We start from the raw sequence: 24,525 nt of genomic DNA, 5'->3' as shown, positions 1-24,525 counted from the left end.
CGATGGTGGCTTCAGCCTGGCAGCGCGGCGGCGCTTCAGGCCATCCGTGACTTGAGCGAGGTGCGGGAGCTGTGGAGCAGGGCGAGGTGCGGCGGCAGCACCAGCAGGATCCACGGCAGGTTGCCCTGGTAGCAGCCCGGCAGCAGGCGCAGCAGCACGGCCGCCAGCGCCAGGCCGGCGATGAGCCAGTTGAGGCGATGCGCCCACAGGCTCGGCCACCACTGCCGGCGCGCGGACAGGATCCAGGTCGGCAGCAGGAGCAGGCACAGCGGGTTGGTCAGCAGCAGGTTCTCGTTGTGCCAGATGGCCCAGTGCTGGGTCACGGCCCAGGCCGCGGCCAGGATCAGGCCGCAGACGCCGCAGGTCAGCGACCAGGCGGTGGCCAGGGTGGCGAAGCCGATGCGCGCGGCGAGGTTGGCGCGCAGGCGGTTGAGCAGCACCAGCAGGGCGGCGAGGCCCAGGCCGATCAGCAGGAAGGGCAGGCGCCAGTCCGGCGGCTGCTTGGGGTCTTCCGGCACATGGCCTTCGAGCAGGCGCACTTCCTCGCGCACCAGGGGCTGTTCCTTGCCGTCAACGTCCTTGACCTTGATCTGCCGCAGCTGCTGCATCAGCACCATCGGCACGAAGCTCTGCTGCAAGGCATTCATCGGCCGGTCGGCGATGGGGCTGAGCGCGAGGTCCATGCTGGTGCCGGCCAGCAGGTCGGGCGAGATCAGGCGCACCGCTTCGAAGCGGTAGCTGGTCGTCGTGGGTGTGGCTTCGAGCTGGCGGTTGAGGGCGCCGCCGAGCACGCGGTCCAGGGCGTCGCGCACCTTGGTCGAGCAGTTGGAGAGGAAGTAGTCGTAGCGGTACTGCCGGTTTTCCGGGCGCGCGTTCCAGCGCAGGAAGTCGCTCAGGGCGACGCGCTGCGCCGGCGTCAGGTTGAGCTTCTGCTCCTGCACCCAGCGGCCTTCGTACTGGTACAGGTCGAGGTCGTCCTCGAGCCGGTCCGCGCCCATGCGGTAGCGCATGTAGCCGCGGGCGAAGTTGAGCATGAAGTTCTTCTGGTTGAAGTCGAACATGCCGTAGTTGTAGGCCACCGCGGTGCCGCGCTCGTGGTCGCGCACCAGGATGGCGTCGTGGCCGAAGCGCTCCCAGTAGATGGTGCCGGGGCCGAAGGTGAGAACGCTGATATCCAGGGCCTCGCCGGAGTTGCCGGAGGCGGGGATGAGTTCCTGGGCGCTGGCGGGGAGGGTGGTGAAGAGGGTGAGCAGCAGGAGCAGCGAGACCAACGATGAAATTCGTTTTATAAGTTGATCGGAACGCTGCATTTCATTGACCCGCCCTAATTTGAATGTTTCATCCTTGCCATCCCTGGCGAGACGGTGGCGACTGTCGGAAAGCCCCGCCCGGCCATCCTTGGCCGGGCGTTCGGGGCAGCGTGAATGACGTTGAGTCATTCACGCTGCCCCTCACCCTGCGCGGGAATGACGATGCCGGGGACGGCTCTGCTGTGCCTGCTTCACGTCTGCGGAACGACCGAAAACTGGATCCCCGCCTGCGCGGGGATGGCACTGTCCCAGACTCATGTCTGGGACAGTGCCACTTGCAGCAGGTGCACCCGGCGGCTGTCGGCGCGCTGCACGTTGAACTGGAAGCGGTCGATGCGCAGGCTTTCGCCGCGGCGCGGCATGTGGCCGAAGCCGTGCATGACCAGGCCGGCGACGGTGTCGAATTCCTCGTCGGAGAAGTCGGCGTTGAAGTATCTGTTGAACTCGCCCACCGGGGTCAGGCCGTTGACCAGGTAGTGGCGGTCGTCCTGCTTGAGGATGTGGGCGCTCTCGGATTCGTCGAACTCGTCGTCGATCTGGCCGACGATCTGCTCCAGCACGTCCTCGATGGTCACCAGGCCGGCGACGCCGCCGTACTCGTCGGCGACGATGGCCATGTGGTTGTGGCCCTTGCGGAAATCCTTGAGCAGCACGTTGACGCGCTTGGACTCGGGCACGAACACAGCGGGGCGCAGCCAGCGGCGCAGGTCGTAGGTGCCGACCTCGAAGCCGGGGACGTTGGCGGTGAACTTGATCAGGTCCTTGGCCAGCAGGATGCCGACCACCTCGTCCTTGGAGTCGCCGATCACCGGGAAGCGGGAGTGGCCGGCTTCCACCACTTCGCGCAGCAGGCGGTCCAGCGACCAGGTCTGTTCCAGCACGATCATCTGGGCGCGCGGCACCATGATGTCGCGTACCTGCAACTGGCTGGTGTCGAACACGCCGCGGATCATGTCCGCCGCGTCGGAATCGAGCAGATTGTCCTCGCGCGCCGCCTGCAGCAGCCCCATCAGGTCCTCGCGGGACTGCGGGCTGCGCGCCATGCGCTGGGTCAGTCGGCGCCACCAGCCGGCGCTGCCGGGGCTTTGCTTGGCGGAGGAGCTGCTACTAGGGCCATCGTTCATTTGTATTGATCTACCAAAAATCGTGCCCCGCGCGCGACCGCGGCGAGGTAACTATTTGGAAAGTCAGGAGGTTTTTATTTTGCTCGGGGTGCACGGCCACTACAGGATAGCAGCGGTCCATGGCCGGAGGGTTAAAACCGCCCCGGCTGCCGTGCCGGGCGGGTCCGGCTGCGCTCAATACGGGTCCGGAAACCCCAGGCGCGCCAGAATCTGCCGCTCTTTCGCTTCCATGCGCTCGGCCTCCTCTTCCTGGATGTGGTCGTGCCCCAGCAGGTGCAGCACGCCGTGCACCACCATGTGCGCCCAGTGGGCGTTCGGCTCCTTGTTCTGTTCCACCGCTTCGCGCGCCACCACCGGGGCGCAGATCACCAGGTCGCCCAGCACCTGCTCGCTCGGTGCCTCCGCCTCGTAGGGGAAGGACAGCACGTTGGTGGGGTAGGGCTTGTGGCGGAACTTGCCGTTCAGCGCCGCGCTCTCTTCCTCGGCCACCACGCGGATGGTGATTTCGCCGGGGGTGGCGCCTTCCAGCGCCGCCATGGCCCAGGCGCGCAGGGAGGACGGCGCGGGTATGCCGGCAGCGGTGACGCGCCGCTGCACGTTGATCATCGGGTTTGCACTCATGCGGAATATTCAGCCGGCATCTTTGTTTCTGCCTTCGTGCGCGTCGTAGGCGCGGACGATGGCCTGCACCAGCGGATGTCTTACCACGTCTTCATTACGGAAATGGGTGAAGCTGATGCTGGGTACGCCGTCGAGCACCTGCATGGCGTGCTTGAGGCCGCTGGTCATGTTCTTGGGCAGGTCGATCTGGGTGACGTCGCCGGTCACCACCGCCACCGAGCCGAAGCCGATGCGGGTGAGGAACATCTTCATCTGCTCGACCGTGGTGTTCTGCGCCTCGTCGAGGATGATGAAGGACTCGTTGAGGGTGCGGCCGCGCATGAAGGCCAGCGGCGCCACTTCGATGACGCTGCGCTCGGCCAGCCGCGCCACGCGGTCGAAGCCGAGCATTTCGTAGAGGGCGTCGTAGAGCGGGCGCAGGTAGGGGTCGATCTTCTGCGCCATGTCGCCGGGCAGGAAGCCGAGCTTTTCGCCGGCTTCCACCGCCGGGCGCACCAGCACCAGGCGGCGCACGCGGTCGCGCTCCAGCGCCTGCACCGCGCTGGCCACGGCCAGGTAGGTCTTGCCGGTGCCGGCCGGCCCGATGCCGAAGCTGAGGTCGTGGGTGGCGATGTTGCGCAGGTAGGATTTCTGCATCACGCCGCGGCCGCGCACCACGCCGCGCTTGGTGCGCACGCTGATGTCGCCCTCGGCGGCATCGCCGGCGCCGGCTTCCGCGGCGACCTGCTCGGAGCCGTGCTCGACCAGGGACAGGTGCACCGTCTCGGGCGTGACCACGCCGTTTTCCGCCAGGGCGAAGAGGTCGCGCAGCACGTCTTCGGCGCGCTCGATCTCGTCGCGCGGGCCGACCAGGCGGAAGCGGTTGCCGCGGTTGCGGATCTCCACGCCCAGGCCCAGCTCGATGGCGCGCAGGTGCGCGTCGAAGGGGCCGCTGAGGTTGGCCAGGCGGGCGCCGTCGTCCGGTTCCAGCACCAGGTCGAGGCGGATGTGTTGCGGGGCTGTGGTGCTCATTCCGCGGGCCCCAGCAGGCGGCCGCGCAGCGAGTTGGTCAGCACTTCGGCGACCTGGATGTTCACGAATTGTCCGATGAGGGAGGCGGGGCCGTCGAAGTTGAGCGGGCGGTTGCAGGGCGTCTTGCCGCTGAGCTGGCCGGGGTTGCGGGCGGTCTTTTCCACCAGCACCTTCTGCGTGGTGCCGATCAGGCCGCGGGCGTATTCGTCGCCGATCTGGCGGATGCGCGTCTGCAGGCGTTCCAGCCGCTGCTGCTTCACATCCAGGGAGATGTTGTCGCGCAGGTTCGCCGCCGGGGTGCCGGGGCGCGCGCTGTAGATGAAGGAATAGGCGGCGTCGACCCGCGCTGCGTCGATCATCGCCATGGTCTGCTCGAAGTCCTCTTCGGTCTCCGAGGGGAAGCCGATGATGAAGTCCGAGGACAGGGCCAGGTCCGGCCGCGCCTGGCGCAGGCGGCGGATCTTGTCCAGGTACTGCGCCTGGGTGTAGCCGCGCTTCATCATGCCGAGGATGCGGTCGGAACCGGACTGCACCGGCAGGTGCACGCCGCTGGCCAGCTTGGGCTCCACGGCGTAGGCCTCGATCAGGGAATCGCTGAATTCCGCCGGGTGCGAGGTGGTGAAGCGGATGCGGCCCAGGGTTTCGAAGCGCGCCAGGATGTGGATCAGCAGGGCCAGGTCGCAGGTGCCGCCGTCACCGGCCATGGCGCCGCGATAGGCGTTGACGTTCTGCCCCAGCAGGGTGATTTCACGCACGCCCTGGTCGAGCAGGGAGGACACCTCGGCCAGCACGTCGTCCAGCGGCCGGCTCATCTCCTCGCCGCGGGTGTAGGGCACGATGCAGAAAGTGCAGTACTTGCTGCAGCCTTCCATGATCGAGACGAAGGCGCTGGGGCCTTCGGCGCGCGGCTCCGGCAGGTTGTCGAACTTCTCGATCTCGGGGAAGCGGATGTCCACCGCGGGCCGGTGCGTGCTGCGGGTCTGCTCCAGCAGCTGCGGCAGGCGGTGCAGGGTCTGCGGGCCGAACACGAGGTCGACGATGCGGGCGCGCTTGGCCAGCGCCTCGCCTTCCTGGCTGGCGACGCAGCCGCCCACGCCGATGACCCGGCCGGGTTTGGCTTCCTTCCACTCCTTCCACTTGCCCAGTTCGGAAAACACCTTTTCCTGCGCTTTTTCGCGCACCGAGCAGGTGTTGAACAGCAGCAGGTCGGCGGCCTCCGGGTCGGAGGTCACTTCATAGCCGTGGGAGGCCTTCAGCACGTCCGCCATCTTCGACGAGTCGTACTCGTTCATCTGGCAGCCGAAGGTCTTGATGAAAAGCTTCGACATCTAAGGCGATTACCGCGTTTAAACGCCCATTATACCGGAGCAGGGTTTAAAGGCCTGCCCCGGCCAGCCGACGAACGGTAGGCGGGATTGTTCCGGAATATTTGCAAGGCGCTTAATCCAAATCCGCGGCGAGGGGCATCCAAGTGGTACTGGCGAAATTGCCGGTGATTCAGCAAAAAGCAGACTTGGAGAGGATGTCATGGACAGAATGAAGACGGCACAGGGCTACAAGGCGAAACGCGGCTTTCCGGTGATGGTGGTGGCGATGGGCCTGGCCCTGACCGTCAATGCCGCTTTCGGCATGGTGATGGGCAATGCCACGACCCACGGCCAGCGCATCTACGACGCCTGGTACGGCAGCGGCGTGGTCATGTATGCCGACGCTTCCAGCGCCCTGCGCAGGATTTGCGACAAGGGCTGAGCCGGACGCGAAGGCGGTAGCCGTTCCGGCACCGCCGGCGCTGCAGCGCCGGCAGGCCGGTCCGGAGTTGCTGCAGTACCGGTTCAGTTCACCAGTACGATTTTTCCGGTCACCTTGCGGTCCTGCATGTCGCGCAGCGCCTGCCCGGCTTCCCGCATCGGGTAGGTCTTCGAGACGTAGGGTTTGAGCTGGCCCGAGGCGACCCAGCCGAACAGCTGCTGGAAGTTTTCCAGGCTGGCCTTCGGCTCGCGCGCCACGAAGGCGCCCCAGAACACCCCCACCGCGGATGCGCCCTTGAGCAGCAGGCGGTTGGTGGCGATTTCCGGAATGGTGCCGGCGGCGAAGCCGATCACCAGGTAGCGCCCGTTCCAGTTGATGGCCGACAGGCAGTCCTGCGCCAGCTCGCCGCCGACCGGATCGTAGATCACGTCCGCGCCCTGGCTGCGGGTCAGCTTCTTCACCGCTTCCTTCAGGCTTTCCTTGGAATAGTCGATGACTTCGTCGGCGCCCTGCTGCTTGCACAGCGCCAGCTTCTCGGGGCTGGAGGCGGCGGCGATGACGCGCGCGCCCATCAGTTTGCCCACCTGCACCGCCGACAGGCCGACACCGCCGGCGGCGCCCAGCACCAGCAGGGTTTCACCGGCCTTGAGCTGGCCGCGCTGTTTCAGCGCGTGCAGGGTGGTGCCGTAGGCCAGCGGGAAGCCGGCGGCGGCGACCAGGTCCATGCCCGGCGGCAGCGGCATGACGCTGTCGCCCGACGCCACCACCTGCTCGGCGTAGCCGCCCACCGGCACGATGGCGGCGACCGGGTCGCCCACCTTGACGTGCTTCACCTTCTCGCCGACGGCGAGCACGGTGCCGGCCACTTCCGCGCCGGGGGTGAAGGGCGGCGCCGCCTTCATCTGGTACTTGCCCTGGATGATCAGCGTGTCGGGGAAATTGACGCCGGCGCCCTTGACCGCGATGCGCACCTCGCCCGGGCCCATCGGCGCTTCCTTCACTTCGTCGAACACCAGTTTTTCCGGTGGTCCCAGCTCGCGGCAGATGATCGCCTTCATGCTTCGTTCTCCTCGATCTTTGGAAAAATTTTCGGCTTCCAGTTTCGGGGTTCCGGAGAATCAAAAGCAAACTCCGCCGTCCCGGATTCCCATGCAACTGGAAATGGCCCTTACCGGGAATTGTGATCCGTCATCACCGCGATGCGGCCGCTGCCGAGCAGGCGCTCGCCGCAGAGCGCGCGGAAGAGATAAAGCCAGCCGCTGACGCTGGCCAGTTGTTGCTCGGCGTGCAGCTCGAGTGGGCCATCCAGATCGTGGATGTGCTGCACGTGCAGCCGCAGGTCGCGCACCGAGGCCAGCAGACCCGGCGCCGCGGTGACGCCGCGGCTGCGTGCTTCCAGGCCGCCATGGATGGCCATGGCCTGGGCGCCGTATTCGACCAGGTGGAGTGCGCCGAGCGCACCGTCGCGTCGCAGCGGGTGGGCGGGGTCGAGGTGGGTGCGGGTGCGGCAGTGGATGGTCCGGAGATCCCACCGCACCACTTCGTCGATCAGGCACATGCTGCCGCCGTGCGGAATCAGCCGACGGATTTCCTCTGCGCCGATCATGGCGACAGCTGGATGCGCAGGGTCTGGCCATCGCCATGCTGGACGTACACCGTACCCGCGCCGCCGGCCGCGAGCAGCTGCAGCAGCGGCAGGGCGCGCGTGGCGGGGTTGGACAGCCGCAGCGCTTCCAGCGCCGCGTCGCTCATGGTGCTGTCCGGCGCATGCGGCACCACGTCCAATGACAGTTCGCCGAGGCAGCCGGGCTCGCGTTGCCTGGTCAGCACCAGCGCCACGCTGCTGCTGCTGCTGATCGGCCGCTCCTGGTAGAGCGGCGGCGGTGGCGGCACGTCGTACAGCACCAGCAGCACGTCGCAGTCGTCCGTGGTCACCTGCGCGGCGGTTTCGAGCAGGGCGACGGCGAGGGTGACGTCGTGGCCGCAGAGGGTGTTCGAGGGGCCGCGCGCGCCCACCGCGATGCTCCAGTAGCCGGCGGCGGCGTTATGCACGGTGTTGTGGAAATCGGTGGGCGAGATGACCCGCGCCGGCTGATTGAGGGCGGTGCAGATGCGGTGGATGATGCCCATATCCGCTTCGGACGAGGCGAACACGGTGGCCAGTTCCGCTGGCGGTCGCGGCGAGCGCGATACCGCGTCCTCGGCTGCGCGAAACGCCTGGCGCACCGCCGGCGGCGCGCGGCGGCGCTCGTTGGGCGGCAGCAGCTGCGGTTGATAGGGCGGCAGCTCGGCGCCGCTGTACGGCGCCTCGCCGCGCAGCACGGCTTGCGCCGTCGCCCAGTCCGGCAGGCCCGGTGCCGCGATGCCCACCGAGCACACGTACATGGTCTGCTTCATGCCGCGGTCCCGAATACCAGGCTGCAGTTGCTGCCGCCGAAGCCGAAGGAGTTGGTGATGACCCGGCGCAGCGGTTGCCGCCTGGATTCGAGCACGATCGCGCTTTCGATGAGCGGATCGACCTGGCGCGTGTTGAGGCTGCGCGGCAGGAAGCCATCGCGCAGGCACAGCAGGGAGAACACCGCTTCGACGATGCCGGCGGCGCCGAGCGTGTGGCCGGTCCAGCCCTTGGTGGAACTGCACGGCATGTTGCGGCCGAACAGGGCGCAGACGGCCTTGTCCTCGGCCAGGTCATTGGCCTGCGTGCCGGTGCCATGCAGGTTGATGTAGCCGATGCTGTCGGGCGTTGCGCCGGCTCGCCGCAGGGCATCGCCCATCGCCGCGGCCGCGCCGCGGCCGTCGGGATCGGGTGAGGACATGTGGTGGGCATCGCTGCTTTCGCCATAGCCCTCGAGGCGCAACGGCGCCTGGCCGCGATCGGGTTCGAGCAGGGCGAAGCCCGCCGCCTCGCCGATGGACAGGCCGGTGCGATGGGCGTCGGCCGGCCGGCACACCTCGGGGGAAATCAGTTGCAGCGCGTTGAAGCCGTACAGTGTGGTCAGGCACAGGCTGTCGATGCCGCCGACCACGGCGGCGTCGCACTGCCCGGTGGCGATGGCGCGGCTGGCCGAGGCGAAAACCTTGGCGCTGGAGGAGCAGGCGGTGGAAATGGCGCTGCATACGCCGCCAAGGCCCAGCCGCAGGCGCACGTAGTCGGCCACGGCGTAAACGTTCTGGGAGGTGCGGTGGTTGAACCAGTGCGGCAGGCGGCCATCCTCGAGCACCCGGTAAGCCAGTTCGGTTTGCTGCACGCCGGCGGTGCTGGTGCCCATGAAGACGCCGACGCGGGCGGCGCCATGGCGTTCACGCGCGGCAGCCACCGCGGCGTCGAAGCCGTCCTGCTGCAGGCCGATATCGGCCAGGCGATTGTTGCGGCAGTCCCAGTCCGCCCAGGCGGCCGGCAACGGCTGATCGAGGCCGGCGACTTCGCCGATCCAGGTCTGCAAGGTGCTGGTTTCGAAGCCCCGGTCGTGCAGGCCGCAGCGTTCCTCGCGCAGGGCGGCTGCCTGCGCGTCGAGGCCGCGGCCGAGTGCGGTAGTCACGGTATAGCTAGTGATTGCGAGGGGTTTCATCTGCCCAGAAGTCGTAGAAATTGAACCAATTGTAAGGAGCGCTCCGAGCATAGTGCTCCACCCGCTCAGCGTAGCGCTGGGCGCATTCCTGCGTGAAGGCGGCGCGTGTCTGGCGGGGCACCACGGCGCCATCGAGGAATTTCTCGAAATGCAGTTCGTATTGCGAGCCGCCGCGATAAAGGCAGAAGCACAGGATCACCGGCGCACCGAGCACGGCCGCCAGGCGCCAGGGGCTGACCGGCAAGCGCGCCGTGCCTCCCATGAAGCGCACCGTCACGCCGGGATCGTTGCCGGTAAGGCGGTCGGCCATCAGGCCGACGATGCAGCCCTGTTGCAGCGCCTCTTTCAGTGCCAACCCCATTTCCGGGCCGCCCTGGCCGGCGTCGATGATTTCGGCGGCGAGTTGCGGATTGAGCCGGTCCAGCACACGGCTGATCATGCTGCCGTGGCCACGATCCATGACGATGCGGAAGCGGATGCCCTTGAGGTCCACCCCGATCACGCGCAGCGCATCGAAGCTGCCCAGGTGCGCGGTCGGCACCAGGGCGCCGCCGTGTTTGTCGAAGTAGGGCAGCAGGCCATCCGGGTCGTGCACCGTGACCTGCACCTTGCGATGGCGGCCGGACAGCAGGAACACGCGGTCCAGCGCGCAGGCGGCGAAGGTGTGGATGTGGCGCAGTACGCCGCGCACGCCCTGCTGCGGCGCCCCGGCGCGCTGCAGGAACTGGTACGAGGCGCGCCGCGCGGCGCCGGCGGTGAGGAAGAAGTAGGCGACGATCGGCGGCAGCAGGGCGCGGGCGAAGCCGCGGCCGAGGTGCAGGGCGATCCATACGATCAGGGCCAGCGTCGCCGGCGAACTGCGTTCCTTGTGCTGTTTCCAGTCCCGCGGATCGGACATCGTCAGGGCCGGTCGAAGCTCAGTTCGCCATGGGCTGCCAGGCTGCCGCCGCTTTCGCAACGGAAGCCCGCCCGGCCGCGCGCCGGATCGGCGCTGAGCGTGAGGAGCAGCGGCTGCTCCGGCAGCACCGGCAACAGGAACTTGGCGCCGGGGGCGCCGTTGATGCGCAGAGGCCCGAGCCGTTCGCGCAGTGCCGCAGCGGCCAGTTCGAGCAGCAATACGGCGGGCACCACCGGCCGCCCGGGGAAGTGTCCGGCGAGGCAGGGATGATCGGCAGGGACCGTGACGGTCACGCGGAACTCAAGCATCGGCCAGCAGCCGCTGTAATGTGCTGCGCGGCAGCTTGCCGACGGTGTTGCGCGGCAGGCCCTCGATCTTGCGTAGCGGCCGCGGCAGGAAAACCGGGTCGATCAGGCGGCCGAGCGCCCCGAGGATTTCGCTCTCGCTCAAATGCGGCGCCACCACCAGGGCTGCCGGCCGCTGCAGCATGTCGTCTCCGGTCTCGGGCTGAAACACCACACCGTCGACCACGCCCGGAATCGACAGCAGCTGCCGCGTCAGGTCGGCCAGCGAGGCGCGCTTGCCGGCCACCTTGAGCATGTCGCTGGCGCGGCCGAGCAGGCGGAAGTCGTTGCCCTCGATTTCCAGGACGTCCTGCAGGGGCACCGGCCCGGCCAGATGCATGCCGTGCACCAGGCTCAGACTGTCGCGCGTTTCCACGCGAATGCCGTCGAGCGGCTGCCAGAGATCGCCGGCGACGGTGCGCCGGGTGGCGACGGTGCCGGCCTCGGAGCAGCCGTACACTTCGAGCACCGGGGCGGAGAAGACCTGTTCGGCCTGTTGCGCCATTTCCGGTGGTAGCGGCGCGGTCGCCGAGATCAGACAGGCCAGTTCCGGCAGCCGGGTCCCGGACAGCAGCAGGGCGCGCACGTGGATCGGCGTGGTCACCAACACGCGCGGCGCGGGCATCGCCAGCAAGGCCGCGCGCATGTCATCCGGAAACGCCGGTCGACCGCTCCAGACACAATGGCCGCCGGCCAGGGGCAGCATGATCGAGGCTTCCAGGCCGTACATGTGCTGCGCCGGTACCGTGGCCACGATCGAGCAGCGTTCCAGGCCGGCGAGCAGGCGCCGCGACAGCACCGCGCCGACATGGTGCAGCGCGCGCCAGGTCTTGGACTGGGGCTGCGGCTGCCCGGTGCTGCCGGAGGTGAAGGCGATCGCGACGGCGGCATCGCTGTCGACCGGCGGGAGGCGTCCAAGGGAAACGCGGCCGCCGCGACTGTCCACCGTGAAGGTGGTCGCCCCGGCGGTTTCGCTCAGCACAACGGCGCCCGGATAGGCCTGTGCCAGTTGGTCCATCATGCCGGCTGCGCCGCTCGACGGCAGCAGGCCGGTCTGGCCGCGTAGCGCCAGCGCGCACAGGACCATGCTGAAGGCGTAGCGGCTTTCGCACAGATTCAGCGCATAGGGTTGTTGCGGCAGACGCTTGGCGAGCGCCTCCACCGCGCCTGCGAACTGGCCGCGGCCGATGAGGCCGTCGCGCTGCATGAACAGCGGCACGTCCGGTTCGGCCAGATCCAGCAGCGGCATCCAGGCGTTGCTCATGCGATATCCGGGCGTTTCGACAGCAGGCGCAGGTAGTCGACGAAGCCGGGCTGTTCCACACCGCGGAAGCGGATGCGCCGGTACAGGTATTCGCCGAGGAAGACCAGGCTGAGGATGCCGTAGATATAGATGTTGGCGAATTCCGACCAGCGCTCGCGCGAACCGGCGAAGATCAGGTAGAGGTCGAACAGCAGTACCGCGGCGATCACCATGGTCCACAACCAAGTCACCTGGCGCGTGTAGCCGACGAGTGGCAGTGGCAGGTGCTCCTGCGCGCTGGCGGCGATGCGCGTAACCAGAGCGGTGCGGCCCGGCAGCAGCGATCCGGCAAAGCCGAACAGGGTCACCGCCGGGAGCGCCACCGAAGGCAGGTACATGACGTAGCGCCCCCCGGCGATGCGGCTCAGCACGCCGCTCGCCGCCACCGCCACGGCCATTCCCAGCCAGGCGCGCCAGGAGCCGGCGCGCAGCCGCGGGTAGAGCAGGCCCCCTGCCAGCGCCGACAGCGAGGCCCATTCGAGGGCCGGCGCCGAACGCAGCACCGACAGGTGTCCGCACAGGGCATAGGCCAGGAACAGCAGGACCCTGATCACGGCCGGTTCACGAGATCTAAGCGCCCGCGCGCCTCTGCGCAACGTAATCGACCAAGGCGGTCAGCGAGGCGAAGGCCTGCCGGGTGGCTTCATCCTCGGCGCGCAGCTCGACGCCGTATTTCTGCTGGATTGCCAGGGCGATTTCCAACGCATCGATCGAATCCAGCCCCCAGCCGCTACCGGCGTCGCCGAACAGCGGCGCCGAAGGATCGATCTCGTCGATCTGTTTGCCTTCCAGGTTGAGCGCTGCGATCAACAGCGTCGCCAGTTCCCGTTCACTGTCCCTCATTGCTGCTCCATTTCCAATCTTTGATCATTTTGCACTCGCGTCGGCCGGACCGCGGTGTACTCGCTGAAAATTCCCAGTTGGGTCTGGCGCCGCACCTGCTCGAAGCCCGCGGCGCGCAGCGCCTCGAGGATCGTCTCCGGCGGCACGCAGTGTTCTATTGTGTCCCAGTAGTATCTCATTAAGGCCGCCGTGTCGCGGCCGTGGTGAAGCCAGCGCGTGGCAAGCGGCACCAGGGTGCGCATGTAGGCCCGCAACGCGGCGGTTCCGACAAGGCTGCGCGGCCGGGTGATTTCCAGGAGCAGCAGACTGCCGCCGGGCTCCAGCACGCGCAGGTATTCGCGGAAGGTGACGCCAAGGTCGGCGACATGCCGCAGCGCATAGCCCATGCTCAGACGGTCGAAGCTGGCATCGGCGAAAGGCAGGCGTTCGGCCCGCCCGGGCACCAGGTTGCGCACGCCGCGGCCGCGGGCCTGGGCCAGCATGCCGGAACTGGGATCGAGCGCCACCACCAGGCCGGAAGGGCCGACGATGCGCTGGGCGATGGCGGCGATCACGCCCGTGCCGCTGCCGCAGTCGAGGAGCCGTTCGCCCGGTACAAGGCCGAAGCGGCGCAGGGCCTCGGTGCGGTAATAAACGCCGGAACCGAAGCTCATCAAACCGTTGACCCAGTCGTAGTGAACGGCGGTGTCGTCGAACCAGCGCCGCACCTGCACCAGGCGGCCGGCTTCGTCGGTGTAGTAGTCGCTCAACACAGGGTGGGGAGGCAACAAAACCCCCGTTGCCGGTGTCGAAGCGGTGGTGGGTGGAATGGCGCGCATGGTTTGTGGACCGGTTGGCACAAGTGGACGGCAAAACTGGATAAAATGGGCCCTGCTGCGAATTGAAGCCCTGTTTGCCGGATTTTGCCCCCAGAACCGGCCCAGCGCGCTCTACCTAAGTATTGAATTATAAAGGATGCCTGCCCTTTTGCGGGGTTGCCATTCCTGCCTGGGTTTGCGAGATACTTCACCGATGACGAATGCCGAAACCAAGGCCGCTGGGAAGGGCGCCGCATGGCCCGCCTGTTCGCACCGCATGGTGGCGGCGGAGGCGTCTGCGCTGGCTGGCCCGCTTCCGGCGGATGTCCTCTGCGGATTCCGCTACGGCGTGGTTTCCGGCGGCGCCGACCCGCGCCTGCTGGCCGTGCCGTTGCTGCCTCTCATGGGCACGGGGCAGTGTGAGTTATGGCTGAGCGATCTGCCGGTCAGCCACGGCTGGGACGGCGATCTGGGCTACAGCGAAAACGGTGAGACGCTGATCGTGCAGTTGCGCCTGGACGAGGCCGCGCTGACACCCATCGAGGACAAGGTCTACAGCGCCTATCGCCGTATCGGCGAGTTTGTCGCCGCGCGTGGCTATCCCGAGTTGTGGCGCGTCTGGCACTACCTGGGCGAGATCAACGAAGGTGAAGGCGACGCCGAACGTTATCGCCAGTTTTGCGTGGGGCGTTATCGCGCGCTGGACGACCATGCCGGTTTCGAGATGCGCTTGCCGGCGGCCAGCGCCATCGGTTCGCGCGGCGGCGGATTGACCCTGATTGCGGTTGCCGGCAAACAGCCCGGCCGGCAAGTGGAAAATCCCCGCCAGGTCAGCGCTTTCCGTTATCCGCGTTCCTACGGCCTGCGCAGCCCCAGTTTTTCCCGCGCCACCCTGTTGCCCTGGGCGGATGGCGCACAGCTGCTGGTGTCCGGCACCGCCAGCATCGTCGGCCATGCCACCGCCTGCGCCGGCGACACGGTGGGCCAGCTGCGGCAGACAGCGGCCAATCTGCAGGCCTTGCTGGCGCATGCCGTGCTGACCCAGTTGCCCGGCCGCGACCCCCGTGAATTCAAGGCCGAGTCCTATTGCGTCTACCTGCGCCACAAGGAAGATCTGCCGCTGGTGCAGCCGTTGCTGCATGAACTGTTCGGCGACACGCCGCTGCAGCTGCTGGCCGGGGACATCTGCCGGCGCGAACTGCTGATCGAAGTCGAAGCCATGTACCGCATGCCCCGGGAGCGGACGGCATGAACCTGCTCGGACGGGCCTGGCGCGTCGTCGCCACCGGGTTTGCCTTCTCGGTGTTCGGCCTGGTCTCGCTGCTGCTGTCGTTGACCGTGCTGCCCCTGGTGGCGGTCAGTGCCGCGGACATCGATGCCGCGCGGCGCCGGGTGCAGCGCGTCATCCACTACGGCTGCCGCTGGTTCATCTGGCTGATGAAGAGCCTTGGCCTGATCACCTACGAGTTGCACGGCCGCGAACACTTGCAGGTGCCGGGGCGGCTGATCGTGGCCAACCATCCCAGCCTGATCGACGTGGTCTTTCTGCTCGCCTGGATGCCGCAGCTGGACTGCATCGTCAAGCAGGACCTGTGGCACAACCCTTTCCTGCGCCGCGCGGTGGGCTGGGCCGGCTACATCGGCAACGCCTCCCCTGACGGCCTGATCGAAAGCTGTACCGCTTCGCTGCAGGCCGGCCGCAGCCTGATCGTGTTTCCGGAAGGTACCCGCTCGGTGCCGGGGCGGCGCAGCGTGTTCCGACGCGGAGCCGCACATATCGCCCTGCGTTCGGGCGCCGACATCGTGCCGCTGCGCATCCGCTGCGAGCCGATCACCCTGACCAAGGGTTCGAAGTGGTATCAGGTGCCGGAGCAGCCGCCGCACTACACCTTCATCGCCGCCGCGCCGATGCGCCCCGAACACAGCTGCCGCGAGGGCGATTCGCCCAGCATGGCGGTGCGCCGGTTGACCGCGCAATTCGAAGCCGTGCTCAACGTCGAGGCCAGGTCCGCCACCGCGGCGGTGCCGATCTACTCCCTGCAATAAGCCGTTGTGCCGCCGCCGAGCATGTTCCGTCCCTGCATCGTCATTCCGTATTTCCGGCACGAACGCGCCATCGGTGCGCTGGTCGAGCGTCTGCGTCCGTTCGATCTGCCCTGCTGGATCGTCGACGACGGCAGCGGTGGTGAAGCCGCCGCCGTGGTGCGGGCGCTGGCCGCCGCCGAGAACGGGTGGCTGCGTCTGCTGGTGCTGCCGGAAAACCGCGGCAAGGGTGTGGCGGTGATGAGCGGCTGCGCCGCTGCGGCGGCGGAAGGATTCACCCACGCCGTGCAGATCGATGCCGACGGCCAGCACGATACCGGCGACCTGCCGAAGCTGCTCGAGGTGGCGCGCCGGCATCCGCTGGCGGTGGTCAGCGGCATCCCGGTCTACGACCAGTCGGTGCCGAAAGTCCGTTTCTATGGCCGCTATCTGACGCACGTGCTGGTGTGGCTGCACACCCTGTCGTTCGAGATCGTCGATTCGATGTGCGGCTTTCGCGTCTATCCGCTGCAATCGGCGCTCGCCCTGTGGCGCGGCGGCGCGGTGGGCCACCGCATGGATTTCGACACCAGCATCCTGGTGCGCCTGCACTGGGCCGGCGTCCGCGTCTACAGCGTGCCGACGCATGTGACCTATCCCGCCGACGGCGTGTCGCACTTCCATTACCTCAGCGACAACCTGCGCATGGTGCGTCTGCACTTGCGCCTGTTGCTGGGCATGTTGCTGCGCCTGCCCCTGCTGGCGGGCCGGCGCCTGCTGGGCCGTCCGGCGCCGGACGCGTCCACATGACCGTTCCGGCTGCCGCCCTGCTCAATGCTGCCAAGGCGCCGCTGCTCGAGGCGACCGTGCCGCTGCAGGTGCCGTTTTACGATTGCGATCCCGCCGGCATCGTCTGGCACGGCAACTACGCCAAGTATTTCGACCAGGCGCGCTGTGCGCTGCTTGGGCAGATCGATTACGGCTATGCGCGGATGGCCGAGTCGGGCTACAACTGGCCGCTGATCGATTTCTGGGCCCGGCACGTCAAGCCGCTGCATTTCGGACAGCAGGCCATCGTCAGGGCGTGGTTGTGCGAGTGGGAATTCCGTCTCAAGGTGGCCTACCTGATCACCGATGCCGGCAGCGGCGCGCGGCTGTGCAAGGGCCATACCGTGCAGGTGGCGGTGCGGATCGACAACGGCGAGATGCAGATCGCTTCGCCGCCGGCGCTGCGGCAGCGGCTGCGCGAACGGCTGGGGATGGACTGATGCGCATCGCGGCGAGCCTGTTGCTGCTGGTTTCCGCCATCGCTGCCGCCGCTCCGGCTTCGCCGTCGCCGGATGCGGCGGCCGATCCGGTCTTCGCCCACCCCGCGGAAGCCAAGGAACTGGATGCCCTGCTCGGGCCCGCGGCGCGCGCCCTGGCCGGTGCCGCGGCCGTGCGTGGCGAGTTCAGCCAGCGCAAGTCCCTGCACGAACTGCCGCAGCCGCTGGTTTCCTCCGGCGATTTCCTGGTGGCGCGCGGCATCGGCATCGACTGGCATACCCGGGTGCCGTTCGATTCCGACTTGGTGCTGACGCCGCAGGCCATGGTGCAGCGCGACGGCGGCGCCGAGGCCATGCGCGCCGATGCAGCGACGCAACCCGGCCTGGGCGCGGTGGAGCAGGTGTTCGATGCGCTGTTCGCGCTCGACACGCCGAAACTGGCCGAACGCTTCACGCTCTACGGCCTGCGCGGCAAGGAGGGCTGGACGCTTGGCCTCAAGCCGCGCGACGCGGCCCTGGCGAAAATGATCGACAGCATAGTCATCAGCGGTAGTGAGCAGCCGCAGCGCATACTCCTCCACGAAACCGGCGGCGATCGCACCGAAATCACTTTTACACGGCAGACCGCCCTCGGCACCCTGTCCGAGGCCGAGCGCAAGCACTTCAAGTGACGCCCGCCAAGGCCGTCGCCGCCCGCTTCTGGATCTGGACCGCCGCGGTTGCGCTGTTGCTGACCCTGTTCGCGGTCCAGCTTGCGCCACGGCTGCAATTTGAAACCGACATTCTGGCCTTGCTGCCGCGCGATACCCGCGATGCCGACGCGGCGCGCGCCCTCGACCGCTTCGCCGATCAACTCGGCCGCAACGCGGTGTTCCTGGTCGGCGCGAATGATTTCGCCACCGCCCGCGGCGCGGCGCGGCGCTTTGCCGATACCCTGCGCAGCTCGCCGGCCTTCGCCGAGGTGACGCTGGAGGTCGACGCCGCGTGGCCGGAGAAAGTCGCCGACATCTACCGGCCGTATCGCGATGGCCTGCTGTCCGCGCGCGCCCGCGGCTGGCTGCTCGGCGGCAACGACGCCGCTCTGCTGGCGCAGGCGCGCCAGGCCCTCTATACGCCGGCCGCGTTCATGCGGCGCAGCGGCGCTGGCGCCGACCCGCTCAACCTGTTCGGCGACTTCCTGGCCGACACCTCGCCGGTCGGCGGCAACCTGACGCTGCGCGACGGCGTGCTCAACGTCGCCAGCGGCGGTGCGGACGCGATCCAGTATGTGCTGGTACGCGCCGTACTGTCCGCCAATGCCTTTTCCACCGCCGAGGAGGACGCGGCCGCGCCGGCGCTGGACGCCGCCTTCGCCGCCGCGCATGCCGCCGGCGCCAGCGTCAGCGGTTCCGGCCTGATCCAGCATGCCGTCGCCGCTTCGCGCCTCGGGCAGCATGAGGTGAAGCTGTTCGGCAGTGTGCAGCTGCTGGGCCTGGTCGCCATCCTGCTGTGGGTGTTCCGCTCCGGCCGCGTGTTGCTGCTGTCCGCCGCCGCCCTCGGCGTCGGGGTCATCGCCGCATTGACCGTCTGCCACTACCTGTTCGGCCGGGTCCATGTGCTGACCCTGGTGTTCTGCAGCAACCTTGCCGGCATCGCCATCGATTATTCGATTTACTACTGCGCCGACCAGTTCCGCACACCGGGCCGCTGGCGCGCCGCCGATGCGCTGCCCTTCATCGGGCCCGCCATCGGCATGAGCTGCCTGGTCTCACTGATGAGCTACGCCCTGTTGGCGGTCGCGCCGTTTCCGGGTTTGCGCCAGATCGCCTTGTTCTGCTGCATCGGTCTGCTGGGGGCCTACGGCTGCGTCATCGCCTGGTTCCCGCGCTGGGTGCGGCCGGCTGCGCCGGCAGTGGCCGAGCGCCTGAGCCGTTTTTTCGGCCGGGCCCAGGCCTTGCGCGAGCGGCTCGTCACGACGCGTACCCGCTGGTTCTGGCTGGCCCTGATCGCGCTCACCGCGGCGGGGTTGTGGCGAGTGCAGGTGCAGGACGACGTGCGCGTTCTGCAGCCGGATACGCCGCAGCTGGCGCAGCAGGAGAAGGAAGTGCGTGACCAGCTCGGCGACAGCGTCGATAGTCGCTTCTTCCTGGTGCGCGCCGCCAGCGCCGAGGCACTGCTGCAAGCCGAGGAACAGCTGAGCCAGCGCCTCGATTCCCTGCGGGCCCAGGGCCAGCTCAAATCCTACAATGCCGTGTCCCGTGCGCTGCCCTCGGCGCAGCGCCAGGCGCAGAACCATGAGCTGCTCGCCGGCAGCGTCTTCTCCGACAGCGGCCTTTTGCCGCGCTTCATGCGCGAGCTCGGCTTTGCGCCGGCGGCCATCGCCGAGCGCCTCGCCGCTTTCGGCAAGGGCGTCGCGCCGCTGACCGCCGATGCCTGGCTGGCCACCCCGGCCGCCGAGCCTTACCGGCACCTGTGGCTGGGCGACATCGGCGGCGGCATCTTCGCCAGCGTGGTGACGCTGTCCGGAGCCGGCGATACCGCCCTGCTGCGCACGGCGGCCGACGGCCTGCCGCAGGTGAGCCTGATCGACCGCGTCGCCAACGTCACCGAGATCCTGCGGCGTTACCGCAGCATCGCCCTGTGGATCGTCGCCGCGTCGGTGTTCGCCTCCGCCCTGCTGCTGGCCGTACCGTACGGCCTGCGGCGCGGCGTGCGCCTGATGCTGGCGCCGGTGGCGGCGGTGCTGGGCGCGCTGGCGGTGCTGGGCCTGTGCGGCGTGGCGGTGACCTTCTTCCATGTGGTCGCGCTGCACCTGGTGCTGGGTCTGTCGATGGAGTATGCGATCCTGTTGCAGTTGCCTGAATTGCGCGGTCCTTCGACCCTGCTGTCGGCGACGCTGGCCGCGCTGCTGGCCCTGGTTGCCTTCGGCCTGCTGGCGTTCAGCACCACGCCGTTCATCCACAGCATCGGTCTCACCGTGTCGATCGGCGTGCTGCTCGGCTTTGCCTGCTCGGCTGCATTGGGCACAATCCCGGCACGGTCGCGTTCCATTTCGACGGATTGATCAGGAGCCCCCAGTGAATACAGAAGCACCGGTTGATGTTCTGGTCATCGGTGCCGGCCCCGCCGGCGCCATGGCGGCGGCATTGTCGCGCCGCAACGGCCTGTCGGTGCGGGTGCTGGAGAAGACCCGCTTCCCGCGTTTTTCCATCGGCGAGAGCATGCTGCCGCAAAGTCTGACCCTGCTGGAGGAGGCGGGCATGCTGGAGGCGGTGGAAAAGGCCGGCTTCCAGTTCAAGGATGGCGCGCAGATCGTGCGCGAGGACCGCAAGGTCGATTTCGTTTTTTCGATGAAGACCTGCGCCGGCCACCCCTATGCCTATCAGGTGACGCGCGCCGACTTCGACCATATCCTGGCGAACGAAGCGGAGCGGCAGGGCGCCGAAGTGCGCTACGAGCAGGACATCATCGCCGCCGACTTTTCCGGCGACACGGCGCTGCTCACCGCGCGCGATGCGGCGGGGCGGGAAAGCCGTCACAGCGCGCGCTTCGTTTTCGACGCCAGCGGCTTCGGACGCATCCTGCCACGCCTGCTCCAGCTCGACGCGCCGGCCGATTTCCCGGTGCGTGCCTCGCTGTTCATCCACGTCGAGGATCATATCGAGGATGCGGCGTTCGACCGCAACAAGATCCGCGTCGCGGTGCATCCGGTGCACGGCGATGTATGGTACTGGCTGATCCCGTTCTCGGAAGGCCGCGCCTCGATCGGCGTGGTGGCCGAGGACGCCTTCCTGCAGAAATATCCCGGCGACCTCACCGAGCGGCTGATGGCGCTGGTGGCGGAAGAGCCCGGCATGAAGCGCATGCTGCGCAACGCCAAGCCGATCTGGCCCTCGGCACGCGAGATCCGTGGCTATGCCACGGCGGTCTCCTCCTTGCACGGCCGCAACTTCGCCCTGCTCGGCAATGCCGGCAAGTTCCTCGATCCGGTGTTCTCGTCCGGCGTCACCATCGCCCTCAAGTCCGCCTCGCTGGCAGCGCCGCTCGCGCACCGCCAGCTGCAGGGCGGAACCGTGGATTGGGAGAAGGAGTTCGCCGAGCCGCTGATGCTGGGGGTGGACACCTTCAAGGGCTATGTCGAAACCTGGTACGAGGGGGCCTTGCAGACGGTCATGTTCAGCGACAACCGGCCGCCGCGGGTCTACGAATTGCTGTGCAGCGTGCTCGCCGGCTACGCCTGGGACACCGAGAACCCCTATGTCGGCAAATCCGGCCGGCGCCTGCGCGCGCTGGCGCAGACGCTGCGCAACCGGGAGGCCAGTGATCAGGCGCCTCCTGTTCGCTAGCGCCGCCGCGCTGGTGCTGGGGGACTGCGGCCTCCTGCCGTTCAGGCAGGAAGTGCCGCCGGTGCCGCCCTTGCTCGCGCCGGCCTCGCTCGGCGGGGCGCATGCCGCGAGCCAGGTGCTGCACGTCGCCAACGGCGATCGCACCTTCATCCTGCAATGCGCCCTTCAGGCCGACCGCGACGCCGTGACCCTGATCGCCCTCGGCCCGCTGGGCCAGCGCGCCTTCAGCCTGCACTATGCCGGCGGCAAGCTCGATGCGCAGGTCAGTCCCTATGCGCCGCAGGGCCTGCCGCCGGAGCGGGTGCTGTCCGATGTGCAGCTGGCGATGTGGCCTTTGCCGGCATGGCAGGAAAAGCTGGAAGGCGGCGACTGGAAGATCGCCGAGCCGTCCGCCGGTGTGCGCGAGTTGTATTTCCGGGGCGAACTGGTGAGCCGCGTAAGCTACAGCGCACCCGATCCCTGGCAGGCCCGCATCACGCTGCGGAACATTCCCTTGAAGTATTCGATCGACATCGAGCCGCAGAATCCATGAACGACAGGGCTGCGCAACGTCGCTGGATCCTGGTCACGGGCGCGAGCCGCGGCATTGGCCGCGCCGCCGCGCTGGCGTTGGCGCAGGCGGGCTTCAATGTCGCGGCGCATTGCAGGGCGCAGCCGGAGCGTCTGGCGCCACTGTGCGCGGAGATCGAGGCCGCCGGCGGCAGCGCGCGCATGCTGGCCTTCGATATCGCCGATCGCGCCGCCTGCGCCGCAGGCATCGAGGCCGATATCGCCGCGCACGGCGCCTACTACGGCGTGGTGTGCAATGCCGGCCTGAACCAGGACGGCGTCTTCGCCGGCATGTCCGGCGCGAGCTGGGACAAGGTGGTGCATGCCAACCTGGACGGCTTCTACAACGTGCTGCATCCGCTGCTGATGCCGATGGTGCGCCTGCGCAAGGGCGGGCGCATCGTCGTGCTGTCCTCGGTGGCCGGCCTCATCGGCAATCGCGGCCAGGTCAATTACAGCGCCGCCAAGGCCGGCCTGATCGGCGCCGCCAAGGCACTGGCGCTGGAGATGGCCAGCCGCAACATCACGGTGAACTGCGTAACCCCGGGCCTGATCGAAACCGACATGATCGAACAGGCGCCGCGGGAGGAGCTGCTCAAGGCGATCCCGGCCGGCCGCGTCGGCCAGCCGCAGGAAGTGGCGGCGTTGATCGCCTTTCTCTGTTCCGACACCGCGGCCTACATCACGCGCCAGGTGATCAGCGTCAACGGCGGCCTGATTTAGCCGTGAGCGAAGCCGCGCTTCTGCTCGACACCCTGTTTCCGGCTGCGGTGGCGACGGCGTCCAGGACGGAACCGGGTGATGCGGCATTGCTCTATCCGGAAGAGGCGCGGCACCTGGGCAAGGCCATTGCCAAGCGCGCCGGTGAATTCGCCGCCGGCCGCCTCTGTGCGCGCCGGGTGCTGGAGCAACTCGGGGTCACCGGCTTTCCCCTGCTGGTGCGTGAAGACCGGCGGCCACAGTGGCCGGCTGGCATTGTCGGCAGCATTACCCACACCCATGGCTACTATGCCGCGGTGGCGGCACGGAGCGACCAATACCACGCCATCGGCGTCGACGCCGAACGGGTCGGGCGGGTCGGGCGGAATCTGTGGCCCAAGATCTGCACCGCCGGCGAGCTGATCTGGCTGGAGGGGCTGCCCGAAGCGGAACAGGCCCGTGCCGGCGCGCTGATCTTCAGCGGCAAGGAAGCCTTCTACAAATGCCAGTACGGTCTCACCGAATCATGGGTGGGTTTCCAGGACGTGGCGCTGGAGCCGCTCGACGCCGGCTTGCAGTCGGGACGCTTCGCGGTGCGCCCGCTGGTGCCCTTGAAGCTCGAGAAAATCCTGCCGGCGCCCTGGTCCGGCCGCTGCCGCTTCGGAGATGATCTGGTGATCAGCGGCATGGCCTTCGGCGCCTGAAGCGGACGCCGTTGCGGAAGGGGGCGGCCGGCCCATTCCCGCCGTGGCTACTTCAGCGCGGTCACGATCTCGGGGGAATTGAGCAGCTGTTCGATTTTCAGGCGGAACGCTTCGGGCACGGTCTTCTTCGCCTTGCCGGAGGGGTTGAAGACCCTGCCCTCCAGATCCTCATCGCCTTTCACGGTTTTGCTGCCGAGCTTGCGCCCGACTCCGTCGTAGACGTTCAGCGTCAGATCGTAGTAAACGGTCGGCTTCATCAAGGTGTCGCTTTTCCACTCGTTCACCTTCAGCAGCAGTGCCCGCGCCGGCTTGTCGTGCAGCAGCGCAAATACCGCGCTGCCCTCGGTGGCCTGCGGCGTCAGGGTCACCGGCGCAGCGGTGAAGCCGGCGCCGGCCAGCGACAGGATCAGGGAGTTGGTCATTTCCGTCGCCAGCGGTTGCTGGGAGGTGGTTGTGACATTGAACGGGATACCCATCTTGGTCCGCTGCAGGCCGACGAAATCAGGGTCCTTGTCGCCGGACACGACGTATTCGCGCTGATCCCAGGTGGCAACCGCGACGCGGCGCTGTCCGCTGTAGCTGAGATTGGCCCGGGAAGCGTCATAGTCGTATGAGGCGCAGCCGGTGAGGAGCGTCATGCCCGCCAGAAACAGCACGATTCCCTGAAATTTCATTTCCGCTCCGGATCGCGGCGTGGTGCCGCGTCCGTCCATCCTAACCGGCCTGGGCTTCGCCGTGCCGGCTGCGGGTCTCGCGGCACCCTAGGAAGTGCCGCCCGCATCCGCCTGCAGCGCAGGTTTCTGCATCACCGGCAAATCCACCGGCACCTGCAGGCCCGGCTTGTTCGGATTGATGCGGTGACCGTTGACGATCACCTCGTAATACAGGTGCGGGCCGGTGGCCCAGCCGGTGCGGCCGACTTCGGCGATGACCTGTCCGCGGCTCACCGTCGAGCCCACTTCCAGGCCCGGCGTGAACGAGGCCAGGTGCGCATAGGCCGTCTCCACCGTGGCGCAGTGGCGGATGCGCAGATACAGGCCGTAGTGTCCGCGGCGGCCGATGGCCTCGATCACCCCGTCCTCGGCGGCATGCACCGGCGTGCCTTCCGGCGCGCCGAAGTCCACGCCCTTGTGGAAGCGGCGCCGCTTCAGGATCGGATGCACGCGCCAGCCGAAGGGCGAGGTGATGTGCTCGTCCTCGACCGGCGTGTCCAGCGTGACCAGGTGTGTTCCGGGCAGTGCTTCGCCGCCGGCGGTGGCGAGCGCCGGCGGCGAAGCCGCCGGAGCATTCGCTCCGGCGCTCGCCGCGATCATCAGCAGGGCCAGGACCGGCAGGCCCCGGGGTGGACGCGCCCCAGCGGCGCATGCGGATGGAATCACGTTTTGCATGACC

Annotated in this window: 28 protein-coding genes; 11 read left to right on the top strand and 17 right to left on the bottom strand. The window is 68.0% G+C overall.

The features are described 5' to 3' along the window. Nucleotides 1–35 precede the first annotated feature (35 nt). From BP26_RS0102630 to miaB, 5 genes are all read right to left on the bottom strand, one after another. On the bottom strand, nt 36–1,271 hold the full coding sequence (locus BP26_RS0102630) for an Lnb N-terminal periplasmic domain-containing protein (protein ID WP_169740630.1): 1,236 nt from the start codon (nt 1,269–1,271) through the stop codon (nt 36–38). 293 nt (nt 1,272–1,564) lie between these two features. Next, on the bottom strand, nt 1,565–2,434 hold the full coding sequence (locus BP26_RS0102625; protein WP_029919026.1) for a CorC family transporter: 870 nt from the start codon (nt 2,432–2,434) through the stop codon (nt 1,565–1,567). A gap of 174 nt (nt 2,435–2,608) precedes the next feature. Continuing rightward, nucleotides 2,609–3,055 carry an rRNA maturation RNase YbeY gene (gene ybeY, locus BP26_RS0102620; protein ID WP_036515965.1) on the bottom strand — a complete coding sequence of 149 codons (447 nt, stop codon included), beginning with the start codon at nt 3,053–3,055 and terminating at the stop codon, nt 2,609–2,611. 9 nt (nt 3,056–3,064) lie between these two features. Next, entirely contained in the window at nt 3,065–4,066 is a 1,002-nt protein-coding gene (locus BP26_RS0102615; protein WP_029919024.1) for a PhoH family protein, read from the bottom strand. Beyond that, entirely contained in the window at nt 4,063–5,394 is a 1,332-nt protein-coding gene (miaB, locus tag BP26_RS0102610; RefSeq protein ID WP_036515962.1) for a tRNA (N6-isopentenyl adenosine(37)-C2)-methylthiotransferase MiaB, read from the bottom strand. The genes BP26_RS0102615 and miaB overlap by 4 nt, the downstream gene beginning before the upstream one ends. Before the next feature lie 199 nt (nt 5,395–5,593). On the opposite strand from miaB, the gene BP26_RS0102605 reads away from it, so the two are divergent. After that, nucleotides 5,594–5,815, top strand: coding sequence for a hypothetical protein (locus BP26_RS0102605; RefSeq protein WP_157572326.1), 222 nt, complete (start codon nt 5,594–5,596; stop codon nt 5,813–5,815). An 83-nt stretch (nt 5,816–5,898) separates the two neighbouring features. Here the strand turns inward: BP26_RS0102605 and BP26_RS0102600 are convergent, their stop codons facing one another. The 10 genes from BP26_RS0102600 to BP26_RS0102555 form a co-directional block, all read right to left on the bottom strand. After that, a complete protein-coding gene (locus BP26_RS0102600) occupies nt 5,899–6,873 on the bottom strand; it encodes an NADPH:quinone oxidoreductase family protein (RefSeq protein ID WP_029919021.1) in 975 nt (324 codons plus the stop codon). Nucleotides 6,874–6,983: 110 nt separating this feature from the next. Further along, nucleotides 6,984–7,421 (bottom strand): hotdog family protein, encoded by a 438-nt coding sequence (locus BP26_RS0102595; RefSeq protein ID WP_029919020.1) that lies wholly within the window; start codon nt 7,419–7,421, stop codon nt 6,984–6,986. Then, entirely contained in the window at nt 7,418–8,212 is a 795-nt protein-coding gene (locus BP26_RS0102590) for a beta-ketoacyl synthase chain length factor (RefSeq protein ID WP_029919019.1), read from the bottom strand. Before BP26_RS0102590 ends, BP26_RS0102595 begins: the two co-directional genes overlap by 4 nt. Continuing rightward, complete coding sequence (locus BP26_RS0102585) at nt 8,209–9,354, bottom strand: beta-ketoacyl-[acyl-carrier-protein] synthase family protein (protein WP_245611684.1); 1,146 nt, start codon at nt 9,352–9,354, stop codon at nt 8,209–8,211. Before BP26_RS0102585 ends, BP26_RS0102590 begins: the two co-directional genes overlap by 4 nt. Before the next feature lie 7 nt (nt 9,355–9,361). After that, on the bottom strand, nt 9,362–10,282 hold the full coding sequence (locus BP26_RS0102580) for a lysophospholipid acyltransferase family protein (RefSeq protein WP_029919017.1): 921 nt from the start codon (nt 10,280–10,282) through the stop codon (nt 9,362–9,364). Between the two features lie 2 nt (nt 10,283–10,284). Then, nucleotides 10,285–10,575 (bottom strand): ApeI family dehydratase, encoded by a 291-nt coding sequence (locus BP26_RS0102575; RefSeq protein WP_157572325.1) that lies wholly within the window; start codon nt 10,573–10,575, stop codon nt 10,285–10,287. 7 nt (nt 10,576–10,582) lie between these two features. After that, nucleotides 10,583–11,890, bottom strand: a complete 1,308-nt coding sequence (locus tag BP26_RS0102570; protein ID WP_029919015.1) for an AMP-binding protein — start codon at nt 11,888–11,890, stop codon at nt 10,583–10,585. Continuing rightward, nucleotides 11,887–12,483, bottom strand: a complete 597-nt coding sequence (locus tag BP26_RS30045; protein WP_029919014.1) for a COG4648 family protein — start codon at nt 12,481–12,483, stop codon at nt 11,887–11,889. Before BP26_RS30045 ends, BP26_RS0102570 begins: the two co-directional genes overlap by 4 nt. A 16-nt stretch (nt 12,484–12,499) precedes the next feature. Next, nucleotides 12,500–12,772 (bottom strand): phosphopantetheine-binding protein, encoded by a 273-nt coding sequence (locus tag BP26_RS0102560; RefSeq protein WP_029919013.1) that lies wholly within the window; start codon nt 12,770–12,772, stop codon nt 12,500–12,502. Continuing rightward, nucleotides 12,769–13,539, bottom strand: coding sequence for a class I SAM-dependent methyltransferase (locus BP26_RS0102555; RefSeq protein WP_211254807.1), 771 nt, complete (start codon nt 13,537–13,539; stop codon nt 12,769–12,771). Before BP26_RS0102555 ends, BP26_RS0102560 begins: the two co-directional genes overlap by 4 nt. Nucleotides 13,540–13,783: 244 nt before the next feature. Here BP26_RS0102555 and BP26_RS0102550 point away from each other — a divergent pair, with 244 nt between their 5' ends. The 10 genes from BP26_RS0102550 to BP26_RS0102505 are packed head-to-tail and all read left to right on the top strand — an operon-like array spanning nt 13,784 to nt 23,133. After that, nucleotides 13,784–14,821, top strand: a complete 1,038-nt coding sequence (locus tag BP26_RS0102550; RefSeq protein WP_051748168.1) for a chorismate transformation FkbO/Hyg5 family protein — start codon at nt 13,784–13,786, stop codon at nt 14,819–14,821. Then, nucleotides 14,818–15,615: a lysophospholipid acyltransferase family protein gene (locus tag BP26_RS0102545; protein ID WP_051748166.1), complete on the top strand. Its 798-nt coding sequence runs from the start codon at nt 14,818–14,820 to the stop codon at nt 15,613–15,615. Before BP26_RS0102550 ends, BP26_RS0102545 begins: the two co-directional genes overlap by 4 nt. A 21-nt stretch (nt 15,616–15,636) precedes the next feature. Further along, complete coding sequence (locus tag BP26_RS0102540; RefSeq protein ID WP_029919009.1) at nt 15,637–16,401, top strand: glycosyltransferase family 2 protein; 765 nt, start codon at nt 15,637–15,639, stop codon at nt 16,399–16,401. Further along, on the top strand, nt 16,398–16,859 hold the full coding sequence (locus tag BP26_RS0102535; protein WP_051748164.1) for an acyl-CoA thioesterase: 462 nt from the start codon (nt 16,398–16,400) through the stop codon (nt 16,857–16,859). Before BP26_RS0102540 ends, BP26_RS0102535 begins: the two co-directional genes overlap by 4 nt. After that, nucleotides 16,859–17,527 carry an outer membrane lipoprotein carrier protein LolA gene (locus tag BP26_RS0102530; RefSeq protein WP_051748162.1) on the top strand — a complete coding sequence of 223 codons (669 nt, stop codon included), beginning with the start codon at nt 16,859–16,861 and terminating at the stop codon, nt 17,525–17,527. The genes BP26_RS0102535 and BP26_RS0102530 overlap by 1 nt, the downstream gene beginning before the upstream one ends. Further along, complete coding sequence (locus BP26_RS30485) at nt 17,524–19,899, top strand: MMPL family transporter (protein WP_029919006.1); 2,376 nt, start codon at nt 17,524–17,526, stop codon at nt 19,897–19,899. Before BP26_RS0102530 ends, BP26_RS30485 begins: the two co-directional genes overlap by 4 nt. Nucleotides 19,900–19,912: 13 nt before the next feature. Further along, on the top strand, nt 19,913–21,181 hold the full coding sequence (locus tag BP26_RS0102520; protein ID WP_051748160.1) for an NAD(P)/FAD-dependent oxidoreductase: 1,269 nt from the start codon (nt 19,913–19,915) through the stop codon (nt 21,179–21,181). Then, nucleotides 21,156–21,713 (top strand): DUF3261 domain-containing protein, encoded by a 558-nt coding sequence (locus BP26_RS0102515; RefSeq protein ID WP_029919004.1) that lies wholly within the window; start codon nt 21,156–21,158, stop codon nt 21,711–21,713. The genes BP26_RS0102520 and BP26_RS0102515 overlap by 26 nt, the downstream gene beginning before the upstream one ends. After that, nucleotides 21,710–22,453, top strand: a complete 744-nt coding sequence (fabG, locus tag BP26_RS0102510; protein WP_029919003.1) for a 3-oxoacyl-ACP reductase FabG — start codon at nt 21,710–21,712, stop codon at nt 22,451–22,453. The genes BP26_RS0102515 and fabG overlap by 4 nt, the downstream gene beginning before the upstream one ends. A gap of 2 nt (nt 22,454–22,455) precedes the next feature. Further along, a complete protein-coding gene (locus BP26_RS0102505) occupies nt 22,456–23,133 on the top strand; it encodes a 4'-phosphopantetheinyl transferase family protein (protein WP_051748158.1) in 678 nt (225 codons plus the stop codon). Nucleotides 23,134–23,180: 47 nt separating this feature from the next. Here BP26_RS0102505 and BP26_RS0102500 read toward each other — a convergent pair whose 3' ends face one another. Both BP26_RS0102500 and BP26_RS0102495 read right to left on the bottom strand, forming a co-directional pair. Beyond that, nucleotides 23,181–23,846, bottom strand: coding sequence for a hypothetical protein (locus BP26_RS0102500; protein ID WP_157572323.1), 666 nt, complete (start codon nt 23,844–23,846; stop codon nt 23,181–23,183). Between the two features lie 48 nt (nt 23,847–23,894). Then, nucleotides 23,895–24,521: a M23 family metallopeptidase gene (locus BP26_RS0102495; protein ID WP_029919000.1), complete on the bottom strand. Its 627-nt coding sequence runs from the start codon at nt 24,519–24,521 to the stop codon at nt 23,895–23,897. Nucleotides 24,522–24,525: the final 4 nt, after the last annotated feature.

Source organism: Nevskia soli DSM 19509 (genome assembly GCF_000711955.1).
Lineage (GTDB): Bacteria > Pseudomonadota > Gammaproteobacteria > Nevskiales > Nevskiaceae > Nevskia > Nevskia soli.
This window is presented reverse-complemented; position numbering and strand designations above follow the sequence as displayed.

Bases quoted from the DNA above. Each gene is read 5' to 3' on its own strand.
- BP26_RS0102625 (WP_029919026.1), bottom strand. From the start codon at position 2,434: ATGAACGATGGCCCTAGTAGCAGCTCCTCCGCCAAGCAAAGCCCCGGC.
- ybeY (WP_036515965.1), bottom strand. From the start codon at position 3,055: ATGAGTGCAAACCCGATGATCAACGTGCAGCGGCGCGTCACCGCTGCC.
- BP26_RS0102615 (WP_029919024.1), bottom strand. From the start codon at position 4,066: ATGAGCACCACAGCCCCGCAACACATCCGCCTCGACCTGGTGCTGGAA.
- miaB (WP_036515962.1), bottom strand. From the start codon at position 5,394: ATGTCGAAGCTTTTCATCAAGACCTTCGGCTGCCAGATGAACGAGTAC.
- BP26_RS0102605 (WP_157572326.1), top strand. From the start codon at position 5,594: ATGGACAGAATGAAGACGGCACAGGGCTACAAGGCGAAACGCGGCTTT.
- BP26_RS0102600 (WP_029919021.1), bottom strand. From the start codon at position 6,873: ATGAAGGCGATCATCTGCCGCGAGCTGGGACCACCGGAAAAACTGGTG.
- BP26_RS0102595 (WP_029919020.1), bottom strand. From the start codon at position 7,421: ATGATCGGCGCAGAGGAAATCCGTCGGCTGATTCCGCACGGCGGCAGC.
- BP26_RS0102590 (WP_029919019.1), bottom strand. From the start codon at position 8,212: ATGAAGCAGACCATGTACGTGTGCTCGGTGGGCATCGCGGCACCGGGC.
- BP26_RS0102580 (WP_029919017.1), bottom strand. From the start codon at position 10,282: ATGTCCGATCCGCGGGACTGGAAACAGCACAAGGAACGCAGTTCGCCG.
- BP26_RS0102570 (WP_029919015.1), bottom strand. From the start codon at position 11,890: ATGAGCAACGCCTGGATGCCGCTGCTGGATCTGGCCGAACCGGACGTG.
- BP26_RS0102560 (WP_029919013.1), bottom strand. From the start codon at position 12,772: ATGAGGGACAGTGAACGGGAACTGGCGACGCTGTTGATCGCAGCGCTC.
- BP26_RS0102550 (WP_051748168.1), top strand. From the start codon at position 13,784: ATGACGAATGCCGAAACCAAGGCCGCTGGGAAGGGCGCCGCATGGCCC.
- BP26_RS0102545 (WP_051748166.1), top strand. From the start codon at position 14,818: ATGAACCTGCTCGGACGGGCCTGGCGCGTCGTCGCCACCGGGTTTGCC.
- BP26_RS0102540 (WP_029919009.1), top strand. From the start codon at position 15,637: ATGTTCCGTCCCTGCATCGTCATTCCGTATTTCCGGCACGAACGCGCC.
- BP26_RS0102535 (WP_051748164.1), top strand. From the start codon at position 16,398: ATGACCGTTCCGGCTGCCGCCCTGCTCAATGCTGCCAAGGCGCCGCTG.
- BP26_RS0102530 (WP_051748162.1), top strand. From the start codon at position 16,859: ATGCGCATCGCGGCGAGCCTGTTGCTGCTGGTTTCCGCCATCGCTGCC.
- fabG (WP_029919003.1), top strand. From the start codon at position 21,710: ATGAACGACAGGGCTGCGCAACGTCGCTGGATCCTGGTCACGGGCGCG.
- BP26_RS0102500 (WP_157572323.1), bottom strand. From the start codon at position 23,846: ATGGACGGACGCGGCACCACGCCGCGATCCGGAGCGGAAATGAAATTT.
- BP26_RS0102495 (WP_029919000.1), bottom strand. From the start codon at position 24,521: ATGCAAAACGTGATTCCATCCGCATGCGCCGCTGGGGCGCGTCCACCC.